The organism is Acrocarpospora catenulata (genome assembly GCF_018476525.1).
Classification (GTDB): domain Bacteria; phylum Actinomycetota; class Actinomycetes; order Streptosporangiales; family Streptosporangiaceae; genus Acrocarpospora; species Acrocarpospora catenulata.
The window spans coordinates 89,212-102,845 of the sequence record NZ_JAHCST010000010.1; the positions used below are offsets into that span (position 1 = coordinate 89,212).

The 13,634-nt window shown below is 72.6% G+C and carries 11 protein-coding genes; 3 read left to right on the plus strand and 8 right to left on the minus strand.

Annotation, left to right across the window (positions count from 1 at the left end; translation table 11 throughout):
- Window positions 1–35 precede the first annotated feature (35 nt).
- From KIP79_RS12785 to KIP79_RS12795, 3 genes are all read right to left on the minus strand, one after another.
- Window positions 36–1,652: an RNA polymerase sigma factor gene (locus tag KIP79_RS12785; protein WP_214104981.1), complete on the minus strand. Its 1,617-nt coding sequence runs from the start codon at window positions 1,650–1,652 to the stop codon at window positions 36–38.
- A 143-nt stretch (window positions 1,653–1,795) separates the two neighbouring features.
- Entirely contained in the window at window positions 1,796–3,571 is a 1,776-nt protein-coding gene (locus tag KIP79_RS12790) for a substrate-binding and VWA domain-containing protein (protein ID WP_214104982.1), read from the minus strand.
- Between the two features lie 133 nt (window positions 3,572–3,704).
- Complete coding sequence (locus KIP79_RS12795; RefSeq protein ID WP_308169692.1) at window positions 3,705–4,364, minus strand: cation efflux transmembrane domain-containing protein; 660 nt, start codon at window positions 4,362–4,364, stop codon at window positions 3,705–3,707.
- Between the two features lie 113 nt (window positions 4,365–4,477).
- Here KIP79_RS12795 and KIP79_RS12800 point away from each other — a divergent pair, with 113 nt between their 5' ends.
- Window positions 4,478–5,302, plus strand: coding sequence for a TrmH family RNA methyltransferase (locus KIP79_RS12800; RefSeq protein ID WP_214104984.1), 825 nt, complete (start codon window positions 4,478–4,480; stop codon window positions 5,300–5,302).
- Here the strand turns inward: KIP79_RS12800 and KIP79_RS12805 are convergent.
- Window positions 5,265–6,077 carry a D-alanyl-D-alanine carboxypeptidase family protein gene (locus tag KIP79_RS12805; RefSeq protein WP_214104985.1) on the minus strand — a complete coding sequence of 271 codons (813 nt, stop codon included), beginning with the start codon at window positions 6,075–6,077 and terminating at the stop codon, window positions 5,265–5,267. The genes KIP79_RS12800 and KIP79_RS12805 overlap by 38 nt on opposite strands.
- 62 nt (window positions 6,078–6,139) lie before the next feature.
- Here KIP79_RS12805 and KIP79_RS12810 point away from each other — a divergent pair, with 62 nt between their 5' ends.
- The gene (locus tag KIP79_RS12810; RefSeq protein ID WP_214104986.1) at window positions 6,140–6,337 is read left to right on the plus strand and encodes a YegP family protein; all 198 of its coding nucleotides are present in this window, start codon (window positions 6,140–6,142) and stop codon (window positions 6,335–6,337) included.
- Here KIP79_RS12810 and KIP79_RS12815 read toward each other — a convergent pair.
- The 4 genes from KIP79_RS12815 to KIP79_RS12830 all read right to left on the minus strand — a co-directional run bounded on the left by KIP79_RS12815 (window position 6,328) and on the right by KIP79_RS12830 (window position 12,239).
- Entirely contained in the window at window positions 6,328–6,846 is a 519-nt protein-coding gene (locus tag KIP79_RS12815; protein ID WP_214104987.1) for a DedA family protein, read from the minus strand. The two genes, KIP79_RS12810 and KIP79_RS12815, sit on opposite strands and share 10 nt — an antisense overlap.
- 57 nt (window positions 6,847–6,903) lie before the next feature.
- A complete protein-coding gene (locus KIP79_RS12820; RefSeq protein ID WP_214104988.1) occupies window positions 6,904–10,254 on the minus strand; it encodes an ATP-binding protein in 3,351 nt (1,116 codons plus the stop codon).
- 103 nt (window positions 10,255–10,357) lie between these two features.
- On the minus strand, window positions 10,358–11,419 hold the full coding sequence (locus KIP79_RS12825; RefSeq protein ID WP_308169693.1) for a lysylphosphatidylglycerol synthase transmembrane domain-containing protein: 1,062 nt from the start codon (window positions 11,417–11,419) through the stop codon (window positions 10,358–10,360).
- Between the two features lie 19 nt (window positions 11,420–11,438).
- A complete protein-coding gene (locus KIP79_RS12830; RefSeq protein WP_308169694.1) occupies window positions 11,439–12,239 on the minus strand; it encodes a PIG-L deacetylase family protein in 801 nt (266 codons plus the stop codon).
- A gap of 163 nt (window positions 12,240–12,402) precedes the next feature.
- On the opposite strand from KIP79_RS12830, the gene KIP79_RS12835 reads away from it, so the two are divergent.
- Complete coding sequence (locus KIP79_RS12835; protein ID WP_214104989.1) at window positions 12,403–13,509, plus strand: glycosyltransferase family 4 protein; 1,107 nt, start codon at window positions 12,403–12,405, stop codon at window positions 13,507–13,509.
- The last annotated feature ends 125 nt before the right edge of the window (window positions 13,510–13,634 follow it).

Below are 13,634 nucleotides of genomic sequence, written 5' to 3' on the forward strand. Positions count from 1 at the left end.
TCTCCCCTTGTGATCTTTGCGCGAAACTTGTGATCTCACGACGGATTTGCGGCTTCACCGCCCTGACCTGGGGCGTTGGAGTCCGGTGGGCTCGGTGAGGCAGGTGGGGTGGGCGTCGGCGTACGGACGGGCGGCGTCGGTTCCGGGACCCCGTTCGGCGGCGATCCGGGGTCCTCCCCACGCCAGGAGACCCGGCACACGGGGTTCCCGCCCGCCGACCGGAACGCGATGGTGGCGCTCCCCGACGACTTGGGATCCTCGACGTTCACCGTCACCCGCCCGGTCGCACCCGCCTTCAACCGGCCCTTGGTGCTGGACACGCTCACCCCGCCGGTGACGGTCGCGGTCCAGTTGATCGCGGCGTTCCTGGCGCTCACCCAGATCACGTCACCCCCGGTGTCCCCCATGTCCCCGGGACAGCTCAGCGACAGCGCGGGCGCGCCGGGCCGGGGTGCCCGGGTCTTGGTGGCCGTGGGCCGCGGCTGGGACACCGTGGACGTCGGCCGCGCGCTCAGCTGGGGCCGTGCGGTCGGCTCCGGATCGGACTCAGGGGTCTCGGCGACCGTGTCCGGCTCTTCGGGCGTCTCCTCCGCCGGATCCTGGAGCGGTCCATCCGTAGGGTTGAGCAGCGGCTGCGTGGAAGGCGGCCGCATCGCCTCGATCTTGATTTTCCCCGGCTCCTCGCTCCCGGCGGCCCAGGCCAGCGTGCCCGCCGCCGCCACCGCGCAGGCCAGCGCCGCCACGACGGGCAGCGCCCGCCGGGACCGCCGGGGAGCCGCCCGCCGCCCGCGCTTCTCCTGCGCCGGGAACGCCGCCGTGACCGGGAAACCCTCTCCGTCGAACTTCTCGCTCCGCCCCGCGATCAGCACCCGGGTCTCGCCCCGATCGGGGTTGACGCAGGTGTCCACCACCCGGCGCCGCAGCGAGAGCGGCGGAAACATGATCGGCACCAGATCCAGCAGCCGCCCCGCCGAGACGTGCCGCTGCTTGCCCTCGACGCACACCTCGCAGCCGCTGATGTGCTTGCTCAGCCGCCGCCGCAACGCCACCCCGACGGGCCCCTCGTACGAGTCGAGCATGGCCGACACCGCGGGACAGTGCGCCCGTCCCACCCGGGCCAGCACGACCGCGGCCCCGGCGTTCTCCAGATGGTCGCGGGCCCGGTTCAGCCGCGCCCCGACCTGCCGCGTGGTCAGCCCCAGCACCACGCTCACCTCGCCGCCGGACAGCCCGTGGCGCACGCTCAGCTCCAGCACCTCACGCTCGGGCCGGCTCAGCTCGCCCAGCGCGTCCACCACCACCGCCGCCAGCTCCGGGTCCTCGGCGTCCTCCAGCCCGGGCTGCGGCCCGGTCAACCCCGTCGCCGTACGGCCTGCGGCCCGGGCCACGCACTGGTACCGGGTCAGCGCGTACAGCCAGGCGCGCAGCCGTCCCGGTTCGCTGAGCCGGTTCGCCGACGCCTGGGCGGTCACCATCGCGTCGTGGACGGCGTCCGCCGCCGCGTCCAGGTCGCGCAGTTGCCCGTAGGCGTAGTCGGTCAGCCGGTCGGCGTACGCGTCGTAGAGACTGGCCGGCGCGTGCGCGTCCCCCTGGCGCAGCGCTTCCAGCAAACGGTTTTCGTCGGCGCGGCCGACGTTCGGCCATCCGGGCAACGGCGTCCTCCCCCAAGCGACGGGCCCGGTTTCACGATCCGCCGGGACCTTACCTGTGGAAGACGCCCCCTCGAACAAGGGCGTTTACTGTCTCCCAAGCCATGCTTAACTAGCATGACCTGGGAAAACAGCGACTCTTGTGACTACTGTTGCGCAGTGGGACAGTTCGGGGCGCAGAGTCGACGCGCGATCCCCTTCAGGAAGATGTTCCGGATCTCCAGCACCGTCTGCGGGAAGTACGCGGCCCCGCCGGTGGCCCGGGCCAGCGCGGTCATCTGGGCCCGGTTCTCATCGGCCGTCGTGTTGAACGAGATGATCAGAATGCTGACCGGCTTCTCGGGGTCGTAGGTCTGCTTGAGCCGCCGCAGCACGGTGGCGTCGGAGATCCCGCCGTTCGGGTCGTCGTTGCCCACCCCGTCGGTGAACAGCAGGATCGTGTTGACCTTGTCGGCCGCGTACTCCTTGGTCATCTTCTGGTACGCCGCCCAGAGGGTGTCGTTCAGCCCGGTGTTGCCGGTCGGGATGGCCTTCAGCGACTGCAGGTCCTTGGCCACCAGCTCGCGCCGGGTGACCCCGTCGATCCGCTGCGCCAGCGGGCCGATCGGGATCATCTCCTTCCAGTCCACGCCCTGCCCGTTCAGGTTGTCGGAGAACACCCAGGTGCCGATCTCGGTCTTGTCCGGGAACAGTTTCAGGCCCTCCAGGCCGACCTGGCCGATGGCCTGCATGCGGGTCACCCCGGTGCTGTCGGCGGGCAGTGCCATGGTGCCGGAGATGTCGATGATGGACAGCAGCCGGGTGCCCAGGTTGATGAGCTTCCAGGACTGGGCCAGGGTGTTGATGGTCTTGGCGTCCGGCAGCGGGATGGCCTGGGGCGCCTTCGGGTTGAGGCCGCGTTCTGCGGTGAGCGCGCTGCCCTGGCCGGTGGGGGTGCGGAAGCCGTGCTCCTGGATGGTCTTCTTGGCGGCGGCGGAGACCAGCTCGGTGGCGAACTCCTTGGCGGCCTTGGCGGTGACGCCCTCCCCGCCGGTGGTGACGATCGGGTAGTCCAGGTTGACGGTGCCCTCGGCCGGGTAGAGCGCCACGGCCGCGTTGTCGTTCTTGGTGTTGAAGGACCAGACCGACTGCTCGGAGGTGACCCCGATGGGCACCCGGGTGGCCTGCTTGGAGAGCGTGGCGAACAGGCTGTCGGTGGAGCCGACCTTGGACCCCGACAACTGGCGGAGCACACCGGCCAGCAACTCCTCGGTGTTCTCACCGCCGCCGGCGCGCAGCACCCCGGCCGCCGCGAGCAGCGCGCCCATGCCGGCCGCGTTCAGGCCGGGGTCGAGCACCAGCACCCGGACCTTCTTGGCCAGGCCGTCGGGGTTGGCGGCGTTGGCGGCGTTGACCATCCCGGCCCAGCTCGGCTGGAAGGCCGAGGCCAGCTGCTCGGCCGCCGCCTTGGGCGCGGTGAGCACCACGGGGCTGTGGGCCGCGTTCCCGGTGACCTCGGCCGGGCCGTCCTTGGGCAGCCCGGCCAGCCAGAGGCTGGAGTCGGGGATCCAGATGTCAGGGTTGACGGTGTTCTCGCCGCTGATCTTGCCGGACAGCGCCGCCGCCACCCCGGCGGAGTCGGCGCCCTTGACGGTGATCGCCACGCACTTGCCGTCCACGGTCGTGCCGGACTTGGCGAACCGGCCGGCGATCTCGGTGATCGCGGGCTCGACGTCCTTGGCCGTGATCACCTGGAGGGCCACCTTGTCGGGGCCGCAACCGGGGTCCTTGTGGACCACCACGTACGCGGCGACGCCGAGCAGCACCGCGAGCGCGACCGCGCCGGCCAACGGCACCAGCACCTTGCCGGCCCCGCCCCGCCGCCGCTGCGGCGGGGGCTCCGGGAGGTAGCCTTCGAGGTCCTCGGTCCGATGGCGTCCCACTTTTGGCCCCTTTGGTGTCGTTTGACTCCCGAAGGTACGCGTCTCCGCGACGGCATATAGGGAGATTGTCCGTAATGTTTACGGAACGATAGCGGCAAGCTCAAGAACCCGGCAAAACTGGTCTTTTAACACTTCAGTGGTGGCAGACGTGCCCGGACCAGGCCCGCCGCCCCTCGTGCACGGCCACCCCGGCCAGCACCAGCGCCACCGCCGGATCCACCCACCACCAGCCGATAGCCGTGAACGCCAGGCCCGCGAGCACCCCGGCCGCGGTGACCGCGCAGAGCAGGTTCTGCACGCCCTCGCCCGCGGTGGCCGGCGACCCAAGCCGTGCCGCCACCCGCAACTTCGCCACCCCCAGGGCCGGCATGGTCACCAGGCTGACCGCGGCCACCACGACGCCGACCAGGCTGGTGCCTGACCGGTAGCCCTGGCTCAGGTCGTGCGCCACGTGCAGCACCAGGTAGGGGGCGAGCAGCCAGAAGCTGACCGCCACCGCGCGGGCGGCGGTGCGCTCGGCGTGCGCCGAGCCCAGCCGGGCGCCGGTGAACCGCCAGATCACGATCAGGCTGGCCAGCGCCTCCACCAGCGAGCAGAGCGCCCACCCGAGCAGCGCCACCGAGTGCGCGGCCAGCCCCGACCAGATCCCGATCGCGCTCTCCGCGCCGAGCCAGCCGAGGGTCACCGCGGACAGCCCACGCGCCCGCCGCGCGTCGCCCAGCCAGTCCTGCCAGTTCTCGCGCCGGTCCTCATGGTGGACGGCCGGATGCGCGTACGCCCGCTGGTCAGGCACCTTGACCTCCGATCGCCGCCCATCCGGCCACATGCAGCGGTGAGTACTGTAGCGACTACGCACCGCGATGGAAGATCGGCATCGCAAAAGACCGGCAACGGTACGCTGGCCTGATGGTCATCGAGGTCGACGCCGCCACCGACCCCCGGATCGCCGACTACACCCGGCTGCGCGACACCGAACTGCGCAAGAGCCTGGAGGCCGAGCACGGCCTGTTCCTGGCCGAGGGTGAGAAGGTCATCCGCCGCGCCCTGGCCACCGGCTACCCGGCCAGGTCCCTGCTGACCACCCGCAAGTGGCTGCCCCGCTTCGCCGACCTGGCCGACGTGCCCATCTACGTGGCCTCCGACGAGGTACTCCAGTCCATCACCGGCTTCCCCGTGCACCGGGGCGCCCTGGCCTCGATGGCCCGCAAACCCCTGCCGGGCGTGCCGGAACTGCTCACCGGCCGGACCAGGGTGCTGGTCCTGGAGGACCTGGTCGACCACACCAACGTCGGCGCCATCTTCCGCTCCGCCGCCGCCCTCGGCATGCACGCCGTGCTGCTCTCCCCACGCTGCGCCGACCCGCTCTACCGCCGCGCGGTCAAGGTCTCCATGGGAGCCGTCTTCGCCATCCCGTACGCCCGGATGACCGACTGGTACGGCGGCCTGGCCGACCTGCGCCAGGCCGGCTTCCGGACCCTGGCCCTCACCCCCGACCCGGCCGCCCTGCCCATTGGCACGGTCCCGCACGCCGAGAAGGTGGCCCTCATGCTCGGCGCCGAGGGCGACGGCCTGTCCTCGCACTGGCTGGCCGAGGCCGACCTGGCCGTGCGCATCCCGATGAGCCCCGAGGCCCTCGACCTCGGCGTCGACTCACTGAACGTGGTGGCCGCCGCCGCCATCGCCTGCCACGCCCTCACTGCAGGCGCTCCTCCGCCCAGTCCAGCATCCTGAGGGCGCTGGCGTACCGCCGGTTCTCGGTGGTCTCGCCGAGCACCACGCCGATGAGCAGGTGTCCGCGAACCTCGGCCACGAAGCTCAGGCAGTACCCGGCCGCGGTGGTGAACCCGGTCTTCAGGCCGATCACGCCGTCGCCGAGCAGCTTGTTGCTGTTGTGCCAGGTGTGCCGCCCGATGGTCTTGACCTTGGTACGCGCGATGGTGGCGATGACCCGGTCCCGCATCGCCACCCTGGCCAGGACGGCCTGGTCCCGCGCGGTGGAGTAGGCGCCCTGGGCGGGCAGGCCGTCCGGGTTGGCGAACCGGGTGTCGCGCAGCTTCAGGGCACGGGCGGCGGCGTTCATCTTGGCCACGAACCTGCGGGTGCCGGGGCCGTACCGCTCGGCCAGCGCGTGTGAGGCGTCGGCGCCGGAGTTGAGCAGCAGTGCGTGCAGCAGCGCCCGCACGGTGAGCCGCTCACCGGCCCGCAGGCCGCCCGTGGTGGCCCCGTGCGCGGCCGCGTACCGCACGTCCGCCGGGGTGATCCGCACCACGTCGTCCAGGTCGGCCTCCTCGCGGATCACGTAGGCGGTCATCACCTTGGTGAGGCTGGCCACCGGGACCCGGCGGGTCTGCCGCTTGGCGTAGTGGATCGTTCCCGTCTCGGCGTCGATCAGGAACGCCTCCGACGCGGTGACGCTCGGCGCCCGGAGAGTCTGGGCGGCAGCAGTGCCCGTGAAAAGGGCAAACGTGAGGAAAAAGGCGAGAACCCCGGCGCGCATGCTCGCCATGATCGCATGATCAGTGAACGGGGTAGGGGAGGAGCAGCGAGTTTCGTTTCGGGGGGAAACAGATGCCGGCGCGGTTTGTGATCAGCAAGGACAAGGCCGGAGCGTTCCGGTTCAAGCTAGTCGCGGGGAACGGGCAGACCATCGCGGTCAGCGAGGGATACAGCACGAAGGCCGGCTGCGTGAACGGGATCGAGGCGGTCCGCCGCCACGCGCCGGAGGCCAGGCTGGACGACTCGGCGCTGGAGCCGGTTCAGCTCTGAACGCGCTCCGGCTCGGCCGCCGCCGGGGCCACGGCGTTCCGGCGGCGCCGCCAGACCACGAAGGCGACGATCAACGCGATCACGGCCACCGCCGCCAGGGCCGCGTACCAGGGGGAACTCGCGGCCAGGCGGAGCCACGCCCAGATCCCGGCGTACAGCCCGAACGCGGTCACCGGCACCCAGGTCAGGCAGCCGAGCGCGCTGGCCACCAGGTACCACCGGTAGTCCACCCGCAGCGCCCCCGCCACCCAGGGCAGCGTGTGCCGCAACCCGCCGGGCACCCAGAAGCACCCGAACACCGACAGCGCTCCCCAGCGCCGGACCACGTTCTCCAGTTTGGCGATGCGCTCCCGGCCGATCCTGCGCCCGACCCGGGTCTCGTACAGCCGCTCACCCAGTCGCAGCCCCAGCCAGTAGTAGGCCTGGAACGCGCCGAACAGGGCGATCCCGCCGACCAGCACCAGCAGCCAGTACGGAACGCTGTCCACGATGTCGGAGAAGAGTTGCACCGCGCGCCTCCCCCCGAAACCTGCTCCTAAGGACAGGCTTACCTTAATTCATGACCGCTAGCGGACGCCATGGCCGAGCGCCTGCTCCGCCTCAGTCACCCAGCGTGTCACACCCACCCGCCGGGCCACCGCCAGGGCCTTCTCATAATGCGCGGCGGCCTCCGGCAGCCCGAGCCGCGCGGCCAGGTCGCCCAGCGTCCTGGCCACCGGCCAGAGCGCCACCACGCCGGTGCCCGCGCCCGCGATCCGGTCGTTGAACGGCTTCAACGCCGTGTACGCCTCCCGCACCCGGTCCCCGTCGTCCAGCAGCAGCCCCGCCAGCGCCCGCCAGGTCATGGCCAGCTCGTACAGGAAGTCGCCGCGCACGGGTTCCCGGGTGGCGGCCACCGCCCTGGCGTCCCGCAGGTGGCCGCCGGCGGCCAAGGTCACCGCGTACGCGTCCAGAGTCCACTTGGCGCCACGCTGGTGGGCCTCGCCCAGCGTGTCCGCCATCTCCGCCGCCCGGCCCTGGACCAGGTGCAGGCAGAAGGTGGCGATGAGCGGCAGGTCCTGGCGGCCCTCCAGCATGCCCGCGCGGGCGGTCAGCCGGGCCGCGTTCCGGTAGGCGCGCTCGGCGCCCTCGTAGTCTCCGGCGATCATCAGCCGCTGCCCGGCGTACCAGGCCCCGACCGCGGCGGGCGCGGGCAGGTCGTACTGCCGGCCGAGCCGTTCGGCGAAGGCCAGCTGCCGGTCCGCCTCGGCGAAGTCCCCGCGAGCCGCCGCGCACTCCAGCAGCACCAGGTGGGCCAGGGTCTGCACGGCGATCTGCCCGGACTCGGCGCCCACCCGCAGCAGCTCCCTGCCGATGTCCTCCCGCTCGTCCACCTGCGCCATCGTGTACGACTGCCGCAGCCGCCCGCTCAACGCCATGGCCAGCAGCCCCGGGTCCCCGCTGGCGCGAGCCAGTTCCTCGGCCTCCAGCGAGGCCTGCTCGCCGCGCGGGGTGGCCGAGCCCTCCAGCTCCAGCGCCAGGGTGGCCAGCAGGCTGGCGCGCAGCTCCTGCTCCCCGGCCGGGAGCTCCAGCAGCGCCTTCTCGGTGACGTCCACGATCTCCCAGGCGGTCCTGGTGAAGTCGCGGGCGATGCCCTTGTGCGGCACGGCCAGGGCCGCGGCCACCCGGGCCGTCAGCTCCAGGTCGCCCAGCGGCAGCGCCACGTCCATGGCGTCCCGCCGGTGCGCGCGGGCGGCGGCCATGTCGCCGCTGAGGGCCAGCGCCCGGATCATCCGCAGCTGTAGCTCCAGCCGGTCCTTGCCCGGGCGGCCGCCGGCCCGGTCGAAGGCGGCGATGGCCCGCTCCCACTGCGAGGCGGCCTCCCGGTGGGCGAACCGCGAGGAGGCCTGCTCGGCCGCCAGGCCCGCGTACCGGACCGCCTTGGCCGCCGTCTCCGCGGTGCCGGCCAGGTCGTAGTGGTGGGCCAGGGCGGCCACGTCGCCCGGGTTCCGTATCTCGATCACCGAGCCCACCGCGGCGTGCAGCCGGGAGCGGCGCAGCCGGGAGGCGTCGGAGTAGAGCGTGTCCCTGACCAGGCCGTGGTCGAACCGGAGCCGCCCAGGACCCGGCTCGGTGACCAGACCGGCCAGCAGCGCGGCCTCCACCGCGTCCACCACCAGGTCCTCGTCCCCGGAGATGTCCACCAGCACGTCCACGTCCACGTCCCGGCCGATCACCGCCGCCTGGAGCAGGATCTGCTGGGCCTTCTCCGGCAGCCGGGCGATCCGGCGGCGCAGCACGTCCCGCACCCCGGAGGGCACCTCGGAGATATCCGCCTCGGCCTCCCAGAGCCGCACGGTCTCCTTGACGAAGAACGGGTTGCCGCCGGTGCGCTCCACGATGGCGGCGACCACCTCGTCATCCACGTCCCGGTGGCAGATGGCGCGGGCCAGCTCGGCGGTGTTCGCCGGGGACAGACCGTCCAGCTCCACCCGGACCGGGCCGAGGCGGGCCAGCGCGGCCAGCACGTCCCGCTGCGGGTCGTTGAGCTCGTTGTCCCGGCACGTCACCACCAGCAGCACCCGGCTGGCGGCCAGCAGGCTGGGCAGCGCGCGCAGCAGGGCCAGCGTCTGGTCGTCGGCCCAGTGCAGGTCCTCCAGGCTGAGCAGCAGCGGCGCCTCGCGGGCCACCCCGGACAGGTAGCCGCCGACCGCCCGGTGCAGCCGGAAGCTTCCGGAGGTCTCGTCGTCGCCGGTGTCGGGGGCGTGGTCGTCGAGTAACGGGGCCAGCAGCGCGCCGTACTCCCCGGCGCCGCGCCGGGCGATCAGCGTGCGCAGCACCTCCACCCAGGCCCAGCCTGGCGGGGTGGCCGGGCTGTCCGGGCAGGCGCCACCGGCCGCCAGCCAGCCGTGGCTCTCCAGCTGCGCGGCGAGCTGCCGGAGCAGCGTGCTCTTGCCGGCCCCGGCGTCGCCGCCGATGACCGCGATGGTGAGGCGGCCCGACTTGGCCCGCGGCGCGGCGCCGGCCAGCGTGGTCAGCTCGGTGTCCCGGCCGACGAACGGCTCGGCCTCCAGCGGCGGCAGCGAGCCGACCTCCACCGGCCGGGGCGGCCAGGTGGCGGTGGTCTCCGGGCGGCGCGGGGCGGCGGCCAGGTCCAGACCCGGATCCTGGGCCAGGATGTCGGACTCCATCTTCCGCAGCGCCGGGCCGGGGTCGATGCCCAGCTCGTCGGCGAGGGTGTTGCGGGCCTTGCGGAGCGCGGCCAGCGCGTCGCCCTGCCGCCCGCACCGGTAAAGGCCCAGCGCCAGCAGCCGCCAGCCCTCCTCGCGGAGCGGGTGCTCGGTGGTCAGCGCCTCCAGGTCGGGCACGGTCTCGGCGTGCAGGCCGAGCCGGAGCCCGGCGTCGGCGTGCCGTTCCCTGGCCACCAGGCGCATCTCGCTCAGCCGGGTCACCTCGGCCTCGGCCCACGGCTGGTCGGCGAAGTCGGAGTACGGCGTGCCCCGCCACAGCCCCAGCGCGGTCTCCAGCCGGGCCCTGGCGGTCTGCGGGTTCTCGTCCAGGCGTTCTCCGGCGGCCCGCACGGTGGCCTCGAAGCGGAGCGCGTCCACCTGCTCGGGGGCGGCGCGCAGCGCGTAGCCGGAGGCGACGGTGACCAGCAGGCGGTTGGGGCCGCCGCGCGGGCGGTTGGGTTCCAGCACCCGGCGCAGCCGCGAGATGTAGACCTGCAACCCGGACTGGGCGCCCTTGGCGGCGTCGTCGGCCCACAGGTCGAAGATCAGGGTGTCGACCGGCACGACCTGGCCCCGGGCGACCAGAAGCCGGGCCAGCACGGCCCGTTGCCGCAACCCGCCGAGGTCGAGTTCACGCTCGCCTCCGGCGTCATGGTCGGCGTCGTACGCTTCGACCGGTCCCAGAACCCGGAAGACCACCTTGCTCATGTCAGGCGCCACGCTATGCGTGCCGCCGAACTGTGCACAAGCTTCTAGACATGGCCGACATCCTCACCTATCCACCGCCGTGATCGTCCATTGTCTCTCAAGATCACGGTGTTGGCGCATGCTCCCGTGCTCTGGGCACCGGGGCCTGTCTGCGCTTGCGGAGCAGCGTCCAGCCCCCCAGCGCCAGCCCGCCCCACGGGATCTCGATCGTGTACGTCCAGAAGCCGAACAGCAGCGCGGCGGTGGTGGCCCCGCCGGCGGGCTGGCCGAAGGCGATGAGCAGCGCGGCCACCCCGCCCTCCATGATCCCGGCGCCGGACGGGGTGATCAGCGCCGAGGTGAGCACCCGGCTCAGCGCGAACACCGCCACGGAGGCGGCCAGGCCGGGGTAGGCGCCGGTGGCCTGCAGGCAGAGCACCATGATCAGCCATTGCAGGCCGAGAAAGAGCACCATGCCGATGGACAGCCCGGGCCACCGGGTGTGCAGCACGTCCGCGGTGTCGGCGCGCAGCCGGTGCAGGGCCTCGGAGACCGCGTGCCTGGCCGGGCGGAACCGGTGGGGGAGGGCCAGCGCCAGGGCGTCCAGCACCCGGCCGAGCACGGCCGCCGCGCGGTCCCAGTACAGGGCCGCCGCGACCACCGCGACCAGCACCAGGATGGAGACGCCGCCGACCCAGCCGGCCTTGGCCACGGTCGGGCTGAGCACCTGGCCGGACATCACCAGCGCCAGGATGCCCACCGCCGGCAGCAGAAACCGGAACAGGGTGTTCCAGATCCCGCTGACCAGTGTGGAGACCACCACCGCGCGGAGCGGGAAACCCCAGCCCTTGGTCATCGCGATGGTCATCGCCACCCCGGCGGCGCCGCCGAACGGCAGCAGGTTGCTGACCGCGCTCCCGGCGGCGTTCAGCGTCAGCCCCTGGGGGATGGTCAGCCCGGGCAGCGAACTGGTCAGCACCACGCTGTAGGCGACCAGGCTGCCCAGCCAGACGGCGGCCATCAGCGCCACCATGCCCCAGTTCAGCTGGCCGAACTGGTGCCCGATCTCGGTCCACGACACATGCTTGCCGGTGAGCCCGCCGACGATCTCCGGCAGGAACACGATCATCAGCACGGCCAGCGCGAGTGACGCGCCTGACAGGATCACCCGCAGCCATTTGTTCACCCCACCAGTCTGCCCGGTGTCAGCCGGGGTGGGCGAAGGGGTGTTTCAGCCGGGTGCCCGGCGGGAGGTCGCGGCGCACGTACCATTCCGTGCCGAAGACGTAGCGGAACAGCGGGGGCGGGATCTTGAGCAGCGCGCCCAGGGTGCGGTCGCCGTCGCCGCCGGTGGCCTGGGTGGCGTGCGCGGCCATGGCGGCCCGCTTGGCGGCGGTGTGGCGGCGCACGTTGACGCGGTGGGTGATGTCGGCGCCCGCCGTGTAGGCGCTCTCGAAGGCCCTGATGTCCAGCTTGGGGTAGAACCGGGAGGCCAGCCTGATGGCCTTGAGCAGTGGGTCCCGGTTGACCGTGGCCTCCAGCAGGATGGGGGTTCCGGCGATCTCGGCCGCCCTGGCGCCCACCCGGTGCACCATCACGTGGTCGGGGTGGCCGTAGCCGCCCGCCGGGTCGTAGCTGGTGAGCAGCTCGGCGGTCTCCTCCTTCAGGATGGCGGCCAGCCGCTGCGCGGCCTCCTCGGTGTCGGCGTCGATGAAGGCGTTCTCCGGCCGGTCCTGCGCCACCCCGCCGTCGGCGGCCAGGCCGGAGTCGGCGTACCCGAGCCGGACCACCCTGGCGCAGCCGAGCCGCGCGGCGGAGGCGTAGAGCTCGTTCATCCTGGCCGCGCCCAGCTCGTCCCCGTGCGGGATCTCGGCCAGGCCGCGCTCGCCCGCCGTCGCCACCACCAGCACCACCCGGTGGCCCTCGGCCGCCAGCATGGCCATCGTCCCGGCGGTCAGCAGCGCCTCGTCGTCGGGGTGGGCGTGAAAGAACACCGCTGTCTTCACACCTACATGATCCCATGCTCGGATTGGCCGGGCGCGGCCGAGCCCGCCAATCCGGAGGAGGGAAGACACAGGCTTCCCGGCGGCCAAGCCCGCCGATCCGGAGGATCGGCCAATGTCACAGTCCCGTTTGATGGGTGTGGTCGGCTCTGTCAGGCTTGCTCGAGTGCGGATCCTTCATGTGAGCGACTGTTACCTGCCCCGGCTCGGCGGTATCGAGGTACAGGTGGCTGACCTGGTCCGAAGCCAGCGGGAGGCCGGGCACGAGGTGGCGGTGGCGACCGCGACGCCGGGGGAGCCGCTGCCGGGGGTGCGCCGTCTGATCGCCCCCATGCCGTTCGACCTGCCGGTCCACCCGTTCGGCACCGGGCATCTGATCCGGGTGATGACCTCCGCGCGGCCGGACGTGGTGCACGTGCACACCGGTGCGGTCTCCCCGTTCGCCTGGATGGGGGTGCGCGCCGCGCAACGGGCCGGGATGCCGGCCGTGGTCACCGTGCACAGCATGTGGGACCCGGTCACCCGTGGCCTCTACCAGGGCCTGCGCGCGCTGGCCGACTGGCGTCGCTGGGGCCTGGTGGCCACCGCCGTGAGCGAGGCCGCCGCCCGCCCGATCCGGGCCGTCGCCGGTCCGGGCGTCCCGGTGCACGTGGTCTCCAACGGCCTGGACGTCTCCGGCTGGCGCCCCTCCGGCCCCGTACGGCGCACGCCCGGTGATCCCGTCCACGTCGTCGCCGTCGGCCGCCTGGCCCCACGCAAACAGCCCGTCCGGCTGCTCAAGCTGCTGGCGGCGGCCAGGGCCAGAACCCCACCCGGCATTGCGATGCGCGCCACCATCGTGGGCGACGGCCCCGCCCGGGCCTCGATGGAACGCCACCTGCGGGCCCACCGCATGGACTGGGTCACGATGCCAGGCCGCTACACCCGGGAGCAGATTCGCGACCTGCTGGCCGAAGCCGACGTGTTCGTGGCCCCCGCGCCACGCGAGTCCTTCGGCCTGGCCGCGCTGGAGGCCAGGGCGGCGGGGGTCCCGGTGGTGGCCCGGGCCCAGAGCGGCGTGGCCGACTTCGTCCGCCCCGGCAAGGAGGGCCTGCTCGGACGGAGCTTCGAGGAACTGGCCGGATCGATCGCCCGCCTGGCCAAGGACGAGGAACTACGCACCGCCATCGCCGAACACAACCGGGAAACGACACCGGTGCACTGCTCGTGGCCGGCGGTGCTGGAGGGGTTCGACCGGTGTTATGCGCTGGCCAGAGGGCTGAGAGTCGGGTAGTCGGAAGAACGCATGGGAAAGGCTGTCAGGGCCGTGCCGAACCTAGAAAGGGAGGATTCGGCCGGAGGGAGTGCGCAGGTCTAGGGGGACGGGGCGGCGGGGCGGCCGGGGCCGCTGGATGATCT

Coding starts and splice junctions, on each gene's coding strand:
- KIP79_RS12800 (WP_214104984.1), top strand. CDS start 4,478: ATGGTCATCGAGGTCGACGCCGCCACCGACCCCCGGATCGCCGACTAC.
- KIP79_RS12805 (WP_214104985.1), bottom strand. CDS start 6,077: ATGGCGAGCATGCGCGCCGGGGTTCTCGCCTTTTTCCTCACGTTTGCC.
- KIP79_RS12810 (WP_214104986.1), top strand. CDS start 6,140: ATGCCGGCGCGGTTTGTGATCAGCAAGGACAAGGCCGGAGCGTTCCGG.
- KIP79_RS12820 (WP_214104988.1), bottom strand. CDS start 10,254: ATGAGCAAGGTGGTCTTCCGGGTTCTGGGACCGGTCGAAGCGTACGAC.